Consider the following 14958-nt stretch of genomic DNA (forward strand, 5'->3'; position numbering starts at 1 on the left):
ATGACCAATGACAGTCCGATCCTTATCGTCGAAGACGAACCCAAACTGGCTGCATTGATGCGCGACTACCTGATCGCCGCCGGCTACCCGACCCAGTGCCTGGACAATGGCCTTCAAGTGGTGCCAGCGGTACGTGCCAGCGAACCGCGGTTGATCCTGCTCGACCTGATGCTGCCCGGGTGCGACGGCCTGCAAGTGTGCCAGGAGCTGCGTCGCTTCAGCGCCGTGCCGATCATCATGATCACCGCCCGCGTCGAGGAAGTGGACCGCCTGCTCGGGCTGGACCTGGGGGCCGATGACTACATCTGTAAACCCTTCAGCCCGCGCGAGGTGGTGGCCCGGGTCAAGGCGATCCTGCGGCGTAGCCCGCAACTTCTGAGCTCTGGGCCAAAGCGTCTGCTGATTGACGAAAAACAGTACCTGGCGTCTTTCGACGGCATCGCACTGGACCTCACACCGCTGGAGCTGCGCCTGCTCAGCACCTTCGCCCGCTCTCCCGGGCGGGTGTTTTCCCGGGATCAGTTGCTGGACAGGATCTATTCCGATCACCGGGTAGTCACTGATCGCACCGTCGACAGCCATATCCGTAATCTGCGGCGCAAGCTCGAACAGGCCTGCCCGGGTGAACAGCCGATCGAGTCGTTGTATGGGGTGGGTTATCGGTTTCAGCTTGCCGATGGCTGAGGCGTTGCAGCAAAACGAGGCGGCCTCATAGCCGGCCTGATTGGGGCGAGCCCGCTCCCACAGGTTTTTGTGTTGTTTGCAGATACAGTGAACACCCGCAGCCCCATGTGGGAGCGAGCTTGCTCGCGATAGCGGTCGTTCAGCTACATAGGTGCTGGGGGTCTCCTGCTCTGCTTTGGCTGTTGATCTTGGCACCCCATTAAACAGACATTGCGCAGTAGGCACCCCGGCATCTCGAAGTCGAGCCTACTGATCAGCCGAATAGATAATAGTTTGCGCGCTATCGCCCATCGCAGGCCGACGAGTGAAGTAGGTGTCGCCTTCGTCTGTCTGGATCTCGTAGTCAGCCTTGCTGGCCACACGACCCGATGCATCGGTGTGCTTGATGATTTTCAGCACCCGCTGGAACTTCACGCCTTGAGTACCGTTCTGGGCGGGGCCGGTGAGCACATTGACCTTCTGGAACCAGCCTGCATGCTTTTTGTTCGACACCAGCGTGCCACTCAGCGCTTCAAAACGCTCCAGACGAGTAAAACCCCAAAGTGTCTGTTCCTCGACCACTTTGCCCGGGGTGGCGGAGCCAGTGAAGACAAACAGGTTGAGGCCCGGATTGTCCTCGCAGAAGAAGTCGTAGGGCACCAGGCCGTCGACCATTCTCTTGCCGGGGACGAAGCCCTTCTTATGAACCAGAAACATGAGCACCTCCACGCTGAATAAGTTTGAGCGCAAAGTCTACTGAGGCGGGGCGTACAGAGCCGTCAAGCCAATGTAATATCGTGTAAAGATCATGCCTGATGGGGCAAGCTGATTTCCACGGTCAACCCACCGGCTGGCTCGTTGCGCGCCATGATCGTGCCGCCGTGTATTTCCACGGCCCTCGAAGCGATTGCCAAACCCAGGCCGAAACCGGCACTGCTGTCGTTCAGGCCCCGCTCGAACGGATGGAAAATATCCTGCAAGCGGTCGTTTTCAACACCTGGTCCCTGATCGCTAATCCGCACCGTCAGGCAGCCTGCCTCGGTGGTGGTCTCAGCCACGACCACCACCGTGCTCCCCGGCCGGGTATAGCGCACCGCATTTCGAATGACGTTCTCGAAACAGCGATACAACAGTTCGCCGCTGACCCGACTGACAAAGGCCGGGCACGCTTGCAAACTGACCTGGCAACCTTTCATTTGCGCCTCGAATCGAGCGTCCTCGACGATCACCGACAGCAACTCGACGATATCGATGGGCTCGCGCTCGATACTCTCAGGCCGCCCTTGCAGGCGCGCCAGGGTCAACAACGCCTCGATCAATATGTCCATGCGCACCGACTCACGGTCGATGCGCTCCACCATTTCCAGGCGAGCCGGATCTTGCTGCAACAGCCCGATAGCCGCCTGCATGCGCGTCAATGGCGAACGCAGTTCATGGGAGATGTCGTGCAACAGGTGTTGCTGGGCCTCCACCAGCAGTTTCAACTGGTTGGCCATTCGGTCACAGTCCCCGGCCAGATCGACGATTTCATCCCGGCGCGCGCCCATCATTGGCTTGACCCGGGTTTCGAAGCGCCCTTGAGCAACGTCACTCATGGCCCGCCGAAGATAGGCCAACGGCCATGCCAGGTAGAACGCCATATAGCCGCTGAACAGCGCACTCATGACCGTGCCGATGATCAACGGCGTCCAGGGGCTCGGTCCTTTGTCGCGCTCTTGAGCCAGGGGATGGGTAGACTTGAGCAACAGCGCGGCGCCGTCCTTGTCGACGACCGATCGCGTGTAGGCCGGTTGCGCAACCGGTGCCCCGGCCAGCAACTGACCGGTACTGTCATACACGCCAACGGCCTGGTCAGCCGGGTGTTCCCACACCGCCAGCAGCTGCCGGCCCGACTCGACACCAAACTGGCGCAGCAGCTGTTCCTCAGCGGCCAGGATGGTTTCCAGATGCGGATCCCCTGGCCTGGAACTGCCCATCACCAGAAAGCCCAACCCGACCAGGAATGTCAGGCCGGTGGCGAGCCAAAACGCCAGGAACAGTTTCCAGAACAGCCGGCTGGGTTTCATTGTTCGGCAATCATCAGGTAACCGAGGCCACGCACGCTCTGGATCCAGGCCTTGGTGTCGGGCCGCGGGCCGAGCTTGTGGCGAATGCTGCTGATGTGCACGTCGATACGCCGGTCGTAGCGGGTCAAGGGGCAGCCCAGGGCATTGAGGGACAGATCCTGTTTGCTCACCACCTGCCCGGCACAACGGGCCAGTTCTTCGAGCAGGCTGAACTCGGTGCTGGTTACCGCCAGCTCGCGTCCATGCCACTGGGCCTGGCGCTTGCCGGGCCACAAGACCAGCGGGCCGGTCCTGATCACTTCGCTGGTGGGCTGATCCATCGGCTGCACCCGGCGCATGATCGCCCGTAGACGTGCCACCAGTTCCCCCGGCGAACTGGGCTTGGGCACATAGTCATCGGCCCCCAGTTCCAAGCCGGTGATCTTGTCGATGTTGTCGCCACGGGCCGTGAGCAGCACCACCGGCACCTGGTTCACCGCCCGAATGCGCCTGAGCACCTCAATGCCCGACAGTCCCGGCAGCATCACGTCCAGCACCACGATGCTATAGCGACCGGACAGCGCCTGAACCTCGCCCTCCTCGCCGGTATGCACGGCGGTTGCCTCAAAGCCTTCCCGCTCCAGGTATTGGCTGAGCATTCCAGTCAGTTCCTGGTCATCGTCGACAAGCAATACGCGGATCATGGGACGCTCTTGAGTGGGGGGCGGTGCATTATCGCCCTTGCACGACACAGCGTCATCGTCGCGGGCCAACCTTTACCTAACTTGACACTTGGTTAACCGCACCGAACGCACCGAGCTTTTATGCTGCACTTCCACCAGCCTGCTCGCTGCGCGGTGACTTGTCTTGCTGTGAGATATCCGCGCCCGCCTACGCTGCTTGTCGATGTGTCCTGGATAAGATCTTGATGAATTTTTCGCGCCTGCTCTGCTCGGCTGCACTGCTGCTCAATGCCACACTTGCACACGCTCAAGGCTTCAAAATTTCCGACATCCGTATCAACGGCCTTCAGCGCGTTTCCGCCGGCAGCGTGTTCGGTGCCTTGCCATTGAACGTGGGTGATCAAGCGGATGAGCGACGCCTGGTGGAGTCCACTCGCGCACTGTTCAAGACCGGTTTTTTCCAGGATATCCAACTGGGGCACGACGCCGATGTCCTGGTCATTACGGTAGTCGAACGCCCGTCGGTCGCCAGTATCGAGATCGAAGGCAACAAGGCGATCTCCACTGAAGACCTGATGAAAGGCCTCAAGCAATCCGGCCTGGCCGAAGGCGAGATCTTCCAGCGCGCCACCCTCGAAGGTGTGCGTAACGAGCTGCAGCGCCAATACGTCGCCCAGGGTCGCTACTCAGCCACCGTCGATGCCGAAGTGATCGCGCAACCGCGTAACCGTGTGGGCTTGAAAATCAAGATAGACGAAGGCTCTGTCGCAGCGATCCAGCACATCAACGTGGTGGGCAATACCGTCTTCACCACGCAAGAACTGACCGATCAATTCACCCTCAAGACCAGCAACTGGCTGTCGTTCTTCAAGAACGACGACAAGTACGCCCGTGAAAAACTCTCCGGTGACCTGGAGCGCCTGCGCTCCTACTACCTGGACCGTGGCTACATCAACATGGACATCGCTTCGACCCAGGTGTCCATCACCCCGGACAAGAAGCACGTCTACATCACCGTCAACGTCAACGAAGGCGAGAAATACACCGTTCGTGACGTCAAGCTCAGCGGCGACCTGAAAGTGCCGCAAGACCAGCTCCAGTCGCTGTTGCTGGTGCAGAAGGGCCAGGTGTTCTCGCGCAAGCTGATGACCACCACGTCCGAGCTGCTCACCCGTCGCCTGGGCAACGAGGGCTACACCTTCGCCAACGTCAACGGCGTGCCGACCCCACACAATGAAGACCATAGCGTCGACATCACTTTCGCGGTGGACCCGGGCAAGCGTGCCTACGTCAACCGCATCAACTTCCGGGGCAACACCAAGACCGCGGACGAAGTGCTGCGCCGTGAAATGCGCCAGATGGAAGGTGGCTGGGCCTCGACCTACCTGATCGACCAGTCCAAGACCCGCCTGGAACGCCTGGGCTTCTTCAAGGAAGTCAATGTCGAGACACCGGCCGTACCGGGCGTCGATGACCAGGTGGATGTGAACTACAGCGTCGAAGAACAGGCTTCCGGTTCGATCACCGCCAGCGTCGGCTTCTCCCAGAGTGCTGGCCTGATCCTCGGTGGCTCGATCACCCAGAACAACTTCCTCGGCAGCGGCAACTACGCCAGCCTCGGCCTGACCCGTTCGTCTTACCAAAGCAAGTACAACATCGGCTTCACCGACCCCTATTTCACGCCGGACGGCGTGAGCCTGGGCTATAACGCGTTCTACAGCGCCACCGACTATAACGAATATTACGATGACGATAATTCGTACTATTCCATCAATAGCTATGGTGCCGGCACCACCCTCGGCTACCCGATCAATGAAACCTCACGGCTGAATTTCGGCGTGACGGTGCAGCATGACAGCATCGAGCCAGGGACCTACAGCGCCGATGAAATCTACGACTTCATCCAACGCGAAGGGAGCGAGTTCACCAACTTCAAGGCCAATCTCGGCTGGTCTGAATCGACTCTGAACAAAGGCGTACTGGCCACCCGCGGGCATTCGCAAAACCTGAACCTGATGGTGACCGTGCCCGGCAGCGACCTGAGTTTCTACAAGCTCGACTACACCGGGCAGGCCTTCCTACCGGTCAGCGATGCCACCTCGCTGCGCTTGCATACCAAACTCGGCTACGGCAACAGCTATGGCTCGACCGACGGCCTGCCGTTCTACGAGAACTACACCGCCGGTGGCGAAGGCTCGGTGCGCGGCTTCGAAAGCGGCACCCTCGGCCCGCGCAACACGCCGGCCACCGGCACCTATGCCAGTGAAGGACAGAAGTATTATTCCGACCGGGACACCGAATCACTGGGCGGCAACATCCTCATCACCGGCGGTGTGGAATACCTGTTCCCGATGCCCTTTATCAAAGACAACAAATCACTGCGCACCTCGGTGTTCTGGGACGTCGGCAGCGTCTACTCCGACAAGTGCTACCTGAGCACCACCCAGGGATGTGACGGGCTCGACCTCGGCCAGATGGCCAGTTCGGTAGGCGTCGGAGTGACTTGGTACAGCCCGTTGGGCCCATTGAGCGCCAACGTGGCCTTTCCGGTGCGAACGCCGGATAACGCTGACACGCAGGTGTTCCAGTTTTCCTTGGGGCAGACGTTTTGACCTTGCCGGCCGGAACTGGTCGAAGGGCACAGACATGCTATCTTGAATACAAACCTGAGTAGTCGCGATCCCATACGTATTCAGGTTTGATCAATGGAGTGACTAAGTTGGAAGCAGTGGAACTGCTCGCTGTTGATGAACGGGACACATCATCTCTACAGGGCAAGTGTGATGTGATCATCGTCAACTACAATGCTGGTGAACTTTTGGTAGCGTGTGTCGGGTCGGCATTTGCCGCCGGCGCTTGCAGCGTGATCGTGGTGGATAACAACTCCCACGACGGTAGTTTGTTACTGCTGGAGCGAATCCACGCTGCCGGCGACTCGCTTCAAATCGTACACAACACCACCAACCTCGGCTTCGCCGTGGCGTGCAACCAAGGTGCCCGCCTGTCAACGGCCGCCAATTTATTTTTCTTGAACCCGGACAGCGTGCTGGCCGTCGATGCCATAGACCGCTTGCTGCTGGCGCTACGCAGTTCGCCAGAGATCGGCATGGTCGGAGGGTTCCTGTGCAATCCGGACGGTAGCGAGCAAGCCGGTGGACGCCGGGTGTTTCCGACGCCCAGACGCGCCTTCATGCGGGCTTTCGGACTTTCGCGGCTCTCAGCACTTTTCCCATCGCTGTTTTCCGACTTTTTACTGCACAAGGAACCGCTACCCAGCGCCCCCATTGTCGTTGAAGCCATCTCCGGGGCTTGCATGCTGGTCAAGCGCGAAGCGATCGAGAGCGTCGGGTTGTGGGACGAAAACTATTTCCTCCATTGCGAGGACCTGGACTGGTGCATGCGCTTCCATCGCAGCGGCTGGAGCGTCCTGTTCGTGCCGGATGCCCAGGTGATGCATGTATTCGGTGCTTGCAGTCGTCATCGTCCCTATTTCGTCGAATGGCACAAACACCTGGGGATCCTGCGTTTCTATCGCAAGTTTTTCCGCCGTAAATACCCTGCGGCCCTATGGGTCAGCGTGGTTATCGCGGTCTGGTTTCGATTCAGTCTGATGGTCCTTCGCCACGCAACTACCCGGCTTAAAAATGCATGGAACCTACGATAAGAGACCTCAATTGCGAATAGGGATAATGGGCGGTTCCAGCCTCCTCGGCGAGCACGCCCTGCCATTGCTGGCACAAATCGGCCACTCGACAAGCGCCTTCACTCGAGGTCTCCCCAAGGAGTCCCGCCCTGGTGTGACATGGCGAAACGCTGACAACTGGAACGGACTAACGCTGGACACCTTCCTGTCATTTGCCCCCATCTGGGTGTTACCCGACTATCTGGAGCGCCTTGCCAGCACCCACGTCAAACGCATTGTCGCGCTGTCCTCCACAAGCCGTTTTGCCAAGCAAGCATCGCCCGACGCTCGGGAAAGGGAGGTGGCGCAACGCTTGATACGCGCAGAAGAACAGCTCGAGAAGTGGGCTATCGAACGGCAAATCGAATGGGTGATCCTGCGACCGACCATGATCTATGGCTTTGGCCGCGACAAGAACATCTCGCAAATTGCCCGTTTCATTCAACGCTTTGGTTTTTTCCCGCTCATCGGCGGCGGAACCGGACTGCGCCAGCCGGTGCATGCTAATGACGTGATCCAGGCGTGCCTGTCCGCCATCAGCGCGCCTGGCCTGCCCAGCGGCAGCTACAACCTCTCAGGGGGGGAAGTGTTGCCTTATCACACAATGGTAAGGCGAATATTCCAGGCCATGGGATGCCCTGAACGAACACTACCCCTCCCCGCCAAGGCATTAAGTCGGGTCGTTTCGATCATGCGCTGCCTGCCTCGCTATCGACATCTTTCGAGCGCGCTGGTGGCACGCATGAACCAGGATCTGATATTCGACCATTCCGACGCCAGTGACCGGCTTGGCTTTGCGCCCAGGACGTTTTACCTGATGGGCGAAGACTTGCCTGGGCGCTGAAATAGTCTTTGGCGAATGTTGGGTCTACTGAAGACTGAGTGTGGGAGCGAGCCTGCTCGCGATAGCGGTGGCTCAGTTTACGGTGATGTTGCATGTGCCGACGTCATCGCGAGCAAGCTCGCTCCCACAGGGATCTGTGGGGTATATGAATTTTATGTCCACTGTAAACAGCCTCACGAGCATCGCGATTTAGTCTTTCTCGCCCGTCTCCACGCCAGACTCGTCGCGATGAACGTGGGCTTGCCAAGTCCCCCATTTGCTTTCGAAGTACGCCTGGTTCTTGTCCCAGAGGGGCTGATACTCACCACTGGCAATCAGCTTCCTGAAAGATGCCTGCCCGTAATGATGGATAAACACATCCTCGGCACAGACAGTCCGGTAGCCGGCCGCCTGCACACGACGGCTGTAGTCGTCGTCTTCGAACATCCCGATACCGAATGCTTCATCCAGATACCCCACTTCTTCGAGAATGCCACGACGAAAGGCGACACAAAACATGGCGAGCATCGAGATATCGAACGACCGTCCCTTGTGGGCTTCGATGTAGCGGTCTGCGAAATCTTGCATCTGTTGAATGTCGGTGTAGGAAACTTCTATTTTCGCTTCGTTTCCTACTGCATTCGTGACCGGTCCAACCAAGCCGATACTTGGGTCTCTCAAATGCCTGACCAGCGGATCCAGCCAGCCTTCAGGCACGACAGTGTCGTTATTGAGCAACACCAGGATGTCGCCGTCGGCTTCTCGCAAACCCTGGTTATTGGCCGCAGCGAAGCCCCGGTTGTCCGGGTTGAGGATGATCTTCGCGGTGGGCATCTCTTGGCGCAGGCGCTCAAGATAGTCGCCCGTACCATCATCCGAGCCGTTATCGACGACAATGAGCTGGTAATTGGGCCAGGTGGTATTACGTAGAATGCTGTTTACACATTGAACGGTCAGATTGAGGTTGTTGTACGTCACAAGCACGATGGAGACTTTTTCGTACAACCCGACGATAGCCAGTTGCATGCTATTGAATCGGTCTTTCCAATCATTGGCCCGGGCGAGTTCTACGCGTCGTTTGTACAGGGCCAGGTCGCGCTCGGCCAAGGCACGCTCGATCTGCTCGATGAACTCATCGACCCCGGTTGCGAAGTACAGCAGGTCTTTATAAATGCTCATCTCCGTCAATGGAGTGGAGATCACCGGTTTGCCTGAACTGATGTACTCGTAGAACTTCACCGGATCTACCGCATGCGTCACGTTGTAGAGTCTGAAGGGAATCAGGCAGACATCGAAATGATCCAGGTAGAGCGGCATTTGCGAGTAAGGCTTCTTGCCCAACAACTGCACATTGGGCTTGTGCTCAAGGCCGGCCAGATCGTCGACGAAAATATCCCCTACCAGGATGAAATTCCACTCTGGCCGCCTGTCCGCCAGCGCCGCCAGTAATGGATAGTCGAGCCATTGTGCCAGGGCGCCGTAAAAGCCAATCACCGGGCCGACAAGCCCACTCAACACATCATTGGTAAAACAGTGCTGTCGAAAAAAAGCGAAGTCCACCGCGTTTCGGACCAAGACGCAACGCGGGTTGTGGGCGCACCACTTCTGATGAAGCAACGCGGCGGAAACGGTCACCAGATCCGCCTGGGCAACCAGGGTCTGTTCCTCGCTCAGCAGCTGCTCACCGATGTTCGGGAACCCATCCCAGTCATCCATGCAGTCATAGTGAATGCACCAGCCATGCATGGCTCGCAGGCTGAGAGCCACCGGGCTCCAGTAAGCAATATGCACCACCGAGAGGGCGGTTCTTATCTGCATATCGGCGACCAGTGCAGCCATGGCGAGCAGCAAAGCCTGATGATTCTCAGGCGTCACTATCTTTTTGTAATACGCCTCTTGCGCATCCCGTTGCAGTGCCACTTCAAAGATGTTGGGCGCCACCGACGTCAATCGATAGAGCTGTCCCTGCTCCGGCACACTGGAGGGGACGATATAAAACACTCGATAACCATTGCTCGCAAACTGGCTCATCAACTGCTGCGGTCGCTGGAATCGCGCAGCCCAATCAATGTTGGCGAAGCAGAGAATATCCAGGTGTCTTTTCGCGCTGAAATCTGGTTCCACATCAAGGTTCGGCAATGGCTCCGGTGCTGCCGGATAGACGACTGCAGCGGCCATCTCGGGCAACTCCTGCGTTGCGCTAAAACCATAACGCATCCATCGGAAAAGCGAGCGCAAGGGTCGGGTGAAACGCCACGAACGGGTGTTTTGCAGGAAGTCGACTTTTGCCAAGGCAATATCACGTTCATTGATGGCCGCATCTCTTTGGGCCAAGGCGGCATCGCGGTCGATCAAGGTGCTGTCGAGCTTAAGCACGTGGGTACCCATGCAGAGGAGTGCTGTCGCCCGGCGGCCACATGGAACTCAGGGAGCCCGGTCGATAGAACGTTGCTGTCAGGCTGCGGCGGGAAGAACGGCAGCCGCTCACCACGGGCGTGACGGCATGCCAGGAGTTATCCGAGCGCACCAGAATCGCCGAGTTGCCCACCAGGGGTTCGATCTCGGCCGCCACGGCAGTGGGGTCGTTGCGGTGCAGGATGTTCAGGCACCCGCCGTCGTTGCGGTCCCAGGACTCATTGAAATACAGGATATGAGTAACCAGTTTATCGGGTAGGTCCGGATGGGCCCCCAAGCTGGCGCCAGGACCGTAATGAAAGACGTTGACCTCCATCGGCACGGTGCGCAGGTCTATCCCGGTCAGCTCCGACATGGCTTCTCGATAGCCGACCGAGCCAAGGTCCTGCGCCAGCCTCAACCACGCCTCGCTCAGTTCTTCGGGGAAAGCGATGGTGTTGGTGCCCATGCCCACCAGGGCGCGGGCTTCATAGTCATAGTTTTTCTCACCGCCATAACCACTCACCGTCTTGAAGTGATCATGAGGAAAGGAGGCCGCCAACGCGGCGGCGTCCTCGACCGAATACAGGCTGCCGATTTCAGCCCATGAGAACGGGTGAGCCTTTAGAGCCGCTGGCGTGAGACGAGAGAGATCTAGCATTGTCTGTTCTTGTTCGCTGTCAGGTTTCTGATACCACGGGCGATGGAGCGCAGTGGTGCGGTCATTCGGAATGAATTGGAGTTCTGCAACTCAAGCATCCTGGCATCACTGAGGGCCAGTTGCTGACTGAGCTGAACGATCCGTTGCTGCTGGGCAAGCGCTTGTACTGCCGGGTCTTGCACCGGTTCGATGAGCTCAGGCTCCGACACGACAGGGCTCACCGCAGATTCAGCCGGCAATGGGTCACGGTCCTCGGCTGCGGCTTCGAGCAGATTGGGCAGATGCTGTAGAAAGCCCCCCAACACCGGCGGGGACGACGTTTTACCTGCGCGAATGATCGCAGCGACCCGGTCCCAGTGCTCGACCAACTGATCCGCCGCCGCACGAGCCGCGGGCGATGGGCGGGTCTTGCCCATGCGCTCGATAAACCATTGCGGATCGATCGTCGCCACTTCCGGCAACGCGTGGAGTGAGTCGAACCCCGCCAGTGCCGTGTATTTGCCCGCCGTCAGATCCGCCGAGCAAAACACCGGGACGCCAAACGCCAAGGCGGTTATTGCCAAGTGGTAGCTATGGCCGATCACCGCTTGGGCCTGACTGAGAATTTCCGCCATCAGCAGCGGTTCTGGCCAGAATGACAAGGTAATGGCCCGGGGCAGGCGCGCCGCAATGACCGACGGATCGTCCCCCAGGACGGGGCCAATCGGCACCACCAGGAACTGATAGCCCTGGAACGTCTCGGCGTGGTCTTCGAACAGTTTTACAAAGGATTCCACCACGTGAATGGCGTGGATCACGATGTAGGGCCCGGTCAGCCCGGCGCGCTCGCGCAATCGAATGAACTCGGTGGAGGGCTGCTGCTCATCGATCAGGCGGGGCAAGCCAAACGCGGTATCGGGCAGCACTTGGATCTCGGCCTGTTGAGTGAGCGCACCGAGGGTATCGCGCGACAGCGCATCACGGACCCGCACGTACTGGCTTTGCTCAAGGGCCATCGTCAACAACGGCCTGGCCCAGTCGGGGATACTGTTGCAATGCATCCCGGGGGCATTCCACATGACCGGGACCGCGTGCTGTTGCGCGATGAGCGCAGGCGTCAGCCAATAACCGGTAGGGTGATGGATATTGGCGGTTGTCGGCCCATAGCCATGGGCAACGACTTTATCGAATCGGATCAGGAAGCCACCACCGATCAAAACGCCATCCAGGCTGGCCACCACCTGAGGCAGCTCTGTCAGCGAGGTCACCGCATAGGGCCATTCAGGTCGTTTTTTAGCGTGATAGGAAAACCGATGCAGGTAGACTGAACCCAAGCGCCGGGCCAACTCCGCCTCGGCAATGATTGGAAACAGTAGATCGCCGTAGTTTTCTACGTCGAAGGTGCCGAATATAGCGACCTGCCAGGCGCGCTCATCCAGGTGTTCCGTCAAAACCCTCTCTCCTGGAGTGCCGCAGGCCTTGGGAAGCGACTCGACGGGACGAGGGTCGACCCTCTGCAACCCCAGGTCAACCATGCCCAGAAAATTCCTGTGGTTCGGCAACATGTCGAACGCCAATGGCGCAACCTGCTTCTCGATCAGTTGCGAGGTGTCTTCCGTCGCGCCGTGCAACAGCTTGAGCGTGACATGATAGCGCCCCTCGGCGAGGTTGGCCGGGAAGCGCACCGTGATCGCCGTACGCCGCCAGCCGTTTTCGACGGGGCCCGGTTGCAGCGCGAAGTTGCCTCCACCAATCACCAGCAGCCTTGCTTCCTGGATAGTGAAGCTGATGTTGGGTTGAGTGATCGACTCATGCAGCAACGCCTCGACGCAAATTTCGATGTCGTCGCCATACAGGTAACTGGAGCAAAGCTGCTGGGTGTTGGTAAAGCAGGCAGCGCTGATATGCCCCTCTTCGGTACCAAAGGCCATCCCCTCCTGTCCGCCCATGAATGACTTGCGCGTAACCGGTATGACCCCGCCACTGGCCCAGCGGCGTTGCTCGTCACGCATGTCGAGCAAGTGCAGCTCGGCCATTTCATCGGGCGAGCCACTGGCAACGACCCGGCCCGCGCGCAGATAGATGACCCGGTGGCAAAAGCGCTTGACCATGCTCATGTCATGGGAGACGAACAGCAGCGTCGTGCCCTTGGCAGCCAGTTCTTCCAGCCGACTCAGGCATTTGAACTGAAAGGATGCGTCGCCGACGGAGAGGGCCTCATCGACGATCAGGATCTCGGGCTCTACACAGACCGAAACGGCGAAGGCCAGCCGTACCAGCATGCCACTGGAATAGATTTTGGTGGGCTGGTCGATAAAGTCGCCGATATTGGCAAAGGCTATGATGTCATCGAAGCGAGCGTTGATTTCCGAGCGACTCAAACCCAGCACCGCCGCATTCACATAGACGTTTTCCCGGCCAGTGAATTCCGGATTGAAACCAGACCCCAACTCCAACAACGCCGCAATCCGGCCATGCCCCTGGACGCGGCCCCGGGTCGGCATCAACGTTCCGCAGATCAGTTGCAACAGGGTGGATTTGCCACTGCCATTACGGCCGATGATACCGACGGTCTCCCCCCTTGCGATGGTCAGGGAAACATCGTCCAAGGCCCAGAACTCGCGATAGAAACGCTTCCTGCCGCGCATAAGCATCTGCAACAGGCGGTCCTTGGGCGAATCATAAATCTGATAACACTTGCTCAGGTTTTCGGCGCTGATGGCCACTTCAAACGACATCGGCAAAACCCTTCCATGAACCACGACCATTATTGCGGCGCTACTGAATCAGTCCTTTGCGGGGCGCTGCGGATGAGTTAAGCACAGATGGGATAAAAAACTGCGAATGAATCTACACTTGGCCTACCCTCCATGGGGATGCGACTCAACGAGCATCCGATATTGTCTTGAGGATCAAGCACCAATGCAGTCGTTCAACACGTCCCCTGCCGCCATGGTCAAGAGTGTCCTGATCAATCGAATATTGATCTACGTGTTGATCCGCAGAGAGGTCATCGGTCGCTACAAAGGCTCGATGCTCGGTATTCTATGGTCGTTCTTCACGCCGGCTTTCATGCTGGTGGTCTACACGTTCGTGTTCAGTGTCGTTTTCAAGGCCCGCTGGTCTGGCGGCGGTGAATCCAAGAGCGAATTCGCCCTGGTGCTGTTCGCTGGTCTGCTGGTGTTCAACCTGTTTTCCGAATGCGTGAACCGTGCGCCGGGCCTGGTGCTGGCCAACACCAACTACGTCAAGAAGATTGTGTTCCCACTGGAGGCCCTGCCCCTGGTTTCGCTCGGTGCAGCGCTGTTCCACATGGCTGTCAGCCTGCTGGCCTGGCTGGTCTTCTATGTCGTCCTGTTCGGCACCCCGCCGGTAACCGCTCTTCTGCTGCCACTGGTACTGCTCCCATTGGTGTTGCTGACGCTGGGCATCTCCTGGTTTCTCGCCTCGATAAGCGTCTACCTGCGCGATATTGGCCAGTTCATCGGCATTGTCATCACGGCGATGCTGTTTCTCTCACCGATTTTCTATCCACTCTCGACACTGCCCCAGAGCTATCAGATCGCCTTGCAGGCAAACCCGCTGACGCTGCCAGTGGAAATGGTTCGCGATGTACTGTTCTGGGGCAAGGCGCCGAAATGGGAGCACCTGGCGGCCTATTCGGCAATCTCAGTGCTGATTGCCTGCTCCGGGTTCGCCTGGTTCCAGAGGACACGCAAAGGCTTCGCCGACGTTATATGAGTGGTTCGCCATGGCGACCCGCCCAGCAAACGCTATGATGGTCTATGGCACCGTTGGAGCCCGGGGCTGGCTTGCCATTGAAGCCGACATCGATCCTGGAGGATCGATTGTGCGTTGACCGTATTGACCAAAGGACCAGAAAACCGCATGGACCAGATCAACCGTCTTGTTGATTGCATTGACCAACTGACTCGCTCAACACAATCCAGATCCATTGAAGCCTTGCATCTGGTCAAGGAAATCGAGAATCGAGATCGGCTTATCAAACAACTGAACCTCGATTCAAA

The 14958-nt window shown here is 58.4% G+C and carries 11 protein-coding genes and 1 pseudogene; 5 read left to right on the plus strand and 7 right to left on the minus strand.

The features are described 5' to 3' along the window. Positions 1-684, plus strand: a complete 684-nt coding sequence (locus J9870_RS18970; protein ID WP_210639493.1) for a response regulator — start codon at positions 1-3, stop codon at positions 682-684. Between the two features lie 246 nt (positions 685-930). On the opposite strand, the gene J9870_RS18975 is transcribed toward J9870_RS18970, so the two are convergent. From J9870_RS18975 to J9870_RS18985, 3 genes are all read right to left on the minus strand, one after another. Beyond that, positions 931-1380, minus strand: coding sequence for a hypothetical protein (locus tag J9870_RS18975; protein ID WP_210639494.1), 450 nt, complete (start codon positions 1378-1380; stop codon positions 931-933). Between the two features lie 89 nt (positions 1381-1469). Further along, positions 1470-2729: an ATP-binding protein gene (locus J9870_RS18980; RefSeq protein WP_210639495.1), complete on the minus strand. Its 1260-nt coding sequence runs from the start codon at positions 2727-2729 to the stop codon at positions 1470-1472. Further along, entirely contained in the window at positions 2726-3412 is a 687-nt protein-coding gene (locus J9870_RS18985; protein ID WP_210639496.1) for a response regulator transcription factor, read from the minus strand. The genes J9870_RS18980 and J9870_RS18985 overlap by 4 nt, the downstream gene beginning before the upstream one ends. 224 nt (positions 3413-3636) lie before the next feature. On the opposite strand from J9870_RS18985, the gene bamA reads away from it, so the two are divergent. The 3 genes from bamA (at position 3637) to J9870_RS19000 (ending at position 7917) form a co-directional block, all read left to right on the plus strand. After that, positions 3637-6003, plus strand: coding sequence for an outer membrane protein assembly factor BamA (bamA, locus tag J9870_RS18990; RefSeq protein ID WP_210639497.1), 2367 nt, complete (start codon positions 3637-3639; stop codon positions 6001-6003). Positions 6004-6119: 116 nt separating this feature from the next. Continuing rightward, positions 6120-7055 (plus strand): glycosyltransferase family 2 protein, encoded by a 936-nt coding sequence (locus J9870_RS18995; RefSeq protein WP_246883156.1) that lies wholly within the window; start codon positions 6120-6122, stop codon positions 7053-7055. Positions 7056-7080: 25 nt separating this feature from the next. Next, the gene (locus J9870_RS19000) at positions 7081-7917 is read left to right on the plus strand and encodes an NAD-dependent epimerase/dehydratase family protein (RefSeq protein ID WP_246883027.1); all 837 of its coding nucleotides are present in this window, start codon (positions 7081-7083) and stop codon (positions 7915-7917) included. A 189-nt stretch (positions 7918-8106) separates the two neighbouring features. On the opposite strand, the gene J9870_RS19005 is transcribed toward J9870_RS19000, so the two are convergent. The 4 genes and pseudogenes from J9870_RS19005 to J9870_RS29570 all read right to left on the minus strand — a co-directional run. After that, complete coding sequence (locus tag J9870_RS19005; protein WP_210639500.1) at positions 8107-10272, minus strand: glycosyltransferase; 2166 nt, start codon at positions 10270-10272, stop codon at positions 8107-8109. After that, the gene (locus J9870_RS19010) at positions 10265-10951 is read right to left on the minus strand and encodes a 2OG-Fe(II) oxygenase (RefSeq protein ID WP_210639501.1); all 687 of its coding nucleotides are present in this window, start codon (positions 10949-10951) and stop codon (positions 10265-10267) included. Before J9870_RS19010 ends, J9870_RS19005 begins: the two co-directional genes overlap by 8 nt. Next, positions 10945-12465 carry a polysaccharide pyruvyl transferase family protein gene (locus J9870_RS29565; RefSeq protein WP_246883157.1) on the minus strand — a complete coding sequence of 507 codons (1521 nt, stop codon included), beginning with the start codon at positions 12463-12465 and terminating at the stop codon, positions 10945-10947. The genes J9870_RS19010 and J9870_RS29565 overlap by 7 nt, the downstream gene beginning before the upstream one ends. After that, positions 12445-13668, minus strand: a pseudogene (locus J9870_RS29570) (ABC transporter ATP-binding protein); the annotation flags it as partial. The gene J9870_RS29565 and the pseudogene J9870_RS29570, both read right to left, overlap by 21 nt. Positions 13669-13852: 184 nt before the next feature. Between J9870_RS29570 and J9870_RS19020 the strand changes: the two are divergent. Then, on the plus strand, positions 13853-14671 hold the full coding sequence (locus J9870_RS19020; RefSeq protein WP_210639503.1) for an ABC transporter permease: 819 nt from the start codon (positions 13853-13855) through the stop codon (positions 14669-14671). Positions 14672-14958 lie beyond the last annotated feature (287 nt).

The organism is Pseudomonas sp. Tri1, from assembly GCF_017968885.1.
GTDB lineage: Bacteria > Pseudomonadota > Gammaproteobacteria > Pseudomonadales > Pseudomonadaceae > Aquipseudomonas.

Bases quoted from the DNA above. Each gene is read 5' to 3' on its own strand.
- J9870_RS18970 (WP_210639493.1), top strand. From the start codon at position 1: ATGACCAATGACAGTCCGATCCTTATCGTCGAAGACGAACCCAAACTG.
- J9870_RS18975 (WP_210639494.1), bottom strand. From the start codon at position 1,380: ATGTTTCTGGTTCATAAGAAGGGCTTCGTCCCCGGCAAGAGAATGGTC.
- J9870_RS18980 (WP_210639495.1), bottom strand. From the start codon at position 2,729: ATGAAACCCAGCCGGCTGTTCTGGAAACTGTTCCTGGCGTTTTGGCTC.
- J9870_RS18985 (WP_210639496.1), bottom strand. From the start codon at position 3,412: ATGATCCGCGTATTGCTTGTCGACGATGACCAGGAACTGACTGGAATG.
- bamA (WP_210639497.1), top strand. From the start codon at position 3,637: ATGAATTTTTCGCGCCTGCTCTGCTCGGCTGCACTGCTGCTCAATGCC.
- J9870_RS19000 (WP_246883027.1), top strand. From the start codon at position 7,081: ATGGGCGGTTCCAGCCTCCTCGGCGAGCACGCCCTGCCATTGCTGGCA.
- J9870_RS19010 (WP_210639501.1), bottom strand. From the start codon at position 10,951: ATGCTAGATCTCTCTCGTCTCACGCCAGCGGCTCTAAAGGCTCACCCG.
- J9870_RS29565 (WP_246883157.1), bottom strand. From the start codon at position 12,465: ATGGTTGACCTGGGGTTGCAGAGGGTCGACCCTCGTCCCGTCGAGTCG.
- J9870_RS19020 (WP_210639503.1), top strand. From the start codon at position 13,853: ATGCAGTCGTTCAACACGTCCCCTGCCGCCATGGTCAAGAGTGTCCTG.